Origin of the sequence: Micromonospora sp. NPDC047753 (assembly GCF_040642735.1) — a bacterium.
Lineage (GTDB): Bacteria > Actinomycetota > Actinomycetes > Mycobacteriales > Micromonosporaceae > Micromonospora.
In genome coordinates this window covers 1-2,670 of the sequence record NZ_JBEYSL010000703.1, presented here as the reverse complement: position 1 = coordinate 2,670, position 2,670 = coordinate 1, and the positions used below count along the sequence as shown (strand labels likewise).

General features: G+C 72.8%; 2 protein-coding genes and 1 pseudogene. 2 read left to right on the top strand and 1 reads right to left on the bottom strand.

From position 1 onward, the window contains the following. A pseudogene (locus ABZ749_RS33425) lies at positions 1–372 on the bottom strand (transcriptional regulator); the annotation flags it as partial. A 425-nt stretch (positions 373–797) separates the two neighbouring features. Between ABZ749_RS33425 and ABZ749_RS33420 the strand changes: the two are divergent. Then, positions 798–1,136, top strand: a complete 339-nt coding sequence (locus ABZ749_RS33420; protein ID WP_355007983.1) for a TcmI family type II polyketide cyclase — start codon at positions 798–800, stop codon at positions 1,134–1,136. Further along, on the top strand, positions 1,133–2,670 hold a 1,538-nt coding region (gene accD / locus ABZ749_RS33415), incomplete at its 3' end, for an acetyl-CoA carboxylase, carboxyltransferase subunit beta (protein WP_357234994.1). The genes ABZ749_RS33420 and accD, both read left to right, overlap by 4 nt.

Below are 2,670 nucleotides of genomic sequence, written 5' to 3'. Positions count from 1 at the left end.
CGGGTCGTCGCCGTCCCGGACCCGGGCCGCGGTGCCGACCAGGTCGTCCACGTCGAGCCGGACGGCCGGGCCGAGGCGTACGGTGTCGCTGGCCACCGTCATCGGGCAGCACGGGTCCTGTCGCAGCCGCCACAGGGCGGTACGGAGGGAGGACAGCGCCCGTTCCTCCGACGCGTCGGGCCAGAGCAGCCCGGCGAGCTGGCTGCGGGTGGCGCCGGGGCGGAGCCCGATCAGCGCGATCACCCGTTGCAGCCCGCGCGGCACCACGACCGGCACCGCCTCGCGGAGGAGCCGGAAACCTCCGAGCAGGTGCAGTGAGACGCCCTCCTCGGGCGGGTCTCCGGCGGTCGGCACGGACGAATCAGCGGCCACGGCGGCACCCCCTGCGGAACGCTCGTCCCGACTGTCTGCTGTGTCCCGGATCGGTTGCCCTCGACGCCACTGTCGACCCCGCCGATCGCGGCGTGGCCGGGCGCGGCCCCGCCCGCCGAGGCCGCCGGGCTGACCACGCTGAAGATTATCAATAACGGTCACGTTGCGTCAACGCCAACGTGGACCTTGTATTGGCGACAGCCAACCCGAAATCGGTTCTGAACTGCATAAACATTGGCGCGTTGAATTCACCCGGCACATAGCTGATACACAGGTTGCGTCAACGCAGCGTCACCACCATGCGTCGCTGGTCGGCCCGGCGCGGTGACGCCGCCGTGACGAGGATCGGCGCATCGTGTCGGCAGTCGTCCAGCGCGTCCGGGGGCCACCCGTCGCCGGCCGGACGCCGTGGGGGGAGGCCCAACATGGACCGATCGCTGATCATCGCGAAGGTCGATCCGACCGCCGAGGAGCGGGTCGCCGAGATCTTCGCCGAGTCGGACGCGACGGAGCTGCCGCGCCTGGTCGGTGTCCGGCACCGCTCGCTGTACCGACTGCACGACCTCTATGTGCACCTGCTCGAGACCGCCCAGCCGGCGGAGGGCGCGGTGGAGGCCGCGCGTGACCACCCCGAGTTCATCCGGGTCAGTGACCGCCTACGCCCGTACGTGTCGCCGTACCTGTCGACCTGGCGCTCGCCGCGCGACGCCATGGCGCGGTGCTTCTACCGGTTCGATTCCCCGGACACCGGGCGGCGGTCGTGACGGCCACCGCGCCGCGCGAAGAGCAGCTCTGGTCCCGCTGCGCGGGCTGCGCGACCCTGCTCTACCGCAAACGGCTGCGCCGCAACCTCGACGTCTGCCCGGAGTGCGGGGAGCATGCCCGACTTGGCGCGCCGGAACGCCTGCGCCAACTGGTCGACCCGGGTTCGCTGCGCCTGCTGCCCGACCGGCTGCCGGGGGCGGACCCGCTCGACTTCGTCGACGTGCTGCCGTACCCGCACCGGCTCACCGGCGCGCGGGCCAGCACGGGTCTTGCCGAGGGGGTCGTCTGCGCCACGGCCACCATCGGCGGGAACCCGGTGACCCTGGCGGTGATGGACTTCCGCTTCCTCGGTGGCAGCCTGGGCTGCGCGGTCGGCGAGCTGATCACCCGGGCCGCCGAACGGGCGCTCGACGACCGCACGCCGCTCGTCCTGATCACCGCGTCCGGCGGTGCGCGGATGCAGGAAGGCGCGCTGTCGTTGATGCAGATGGCGACCGTCAGTCAGGCCATCGCCGCGTTGCGCGAGGCGGGACTGCTCACCGTGAGCGTCCTCACCGACCCGACCTACGGCGGAGTGGCCGCCTCGTTCGCCACCAACACCGATCTGGTGCTCGCCGAGAGTGGCGCGCGGATGGGCTTCGCCGGCCCTCGGGTGATCCGTCAGATCACGGGGCGGGCCCTGCCGGAGGGCTTCCAGACCGCCGACTTCCTGCTCCGACACGGGCAGGTCGACATGGTGGTGCAGCGCCGGTCACTGCGCGGACGGCTGACGGCGCTGCTCGCCGCGACCCGCGCCGGCCGTCCGGCGCATCCGCCCGTACCCCGTCAGGAGCCGGCGTCGCACCGCGAGCGCCTTGCCGACGACGGCGCCGTCGTGACGCGTCCGACGGACCCGGCGGCCGAGGGAGACGCCGGCATCCCGGCGGTACGCGACGCGTGGGACACCGTCCGGATGGCGCGGCACCCGGGGCGGCCCACCACACTGGACTACCTGGACTCGGTCTTTGACGGGTTCGTGGAGCTGCACGGCGATCGGCTCGGCGCGGACTGCCCGGCCATCGTTGGTGGGTTGGCGCGGTTGGCCGGCCGGCACGTGATGGTCATCGGTCACCAGAAGGGGCACACCACCGCCGATCTGGTCGCCCGCAACTTCGGCATGGCCAGCCCGGCCGGGCACCGTAAGGCGCTGCGGCTCATGCGCCTCGCGGCCCGCCTCGGCCTGCCCGTGGTCACCCTGGTGGACACCCCCGGCGCCGACCCGGGAGTGAGCGCCGAGGAGCACGGCCAGGCGGCGGCCATCGCCGAGAACATCCTCACCCTCACCGTGCTGCCCACCCCCGTGCTCGCGGTGATCACCGGCGAGGGCGGCAGCGGCGGCGCGTTGGCGCTGGCGGTGGCCGACCGGGTGCTGATGCTGGAGAACGCCGTCTACTCGGTGATCAGCCCTGAGGGGTGTGCGGCGATCCTCTGGCGCGGGCCCTCACCGGCGTCGGCCACCGCGAGGCTGGCCAGGATGTCCCAGTATTCGGCGGT

Coding starts and splice junctions, on each gene's coding strand:
- ABZ749_RS33420 (WP_355007983.1), top strand. CDS start 798: ATGGACCGATCGCTGATCATCGCGAAGGTCGATCCGACCGCCGAGGAG.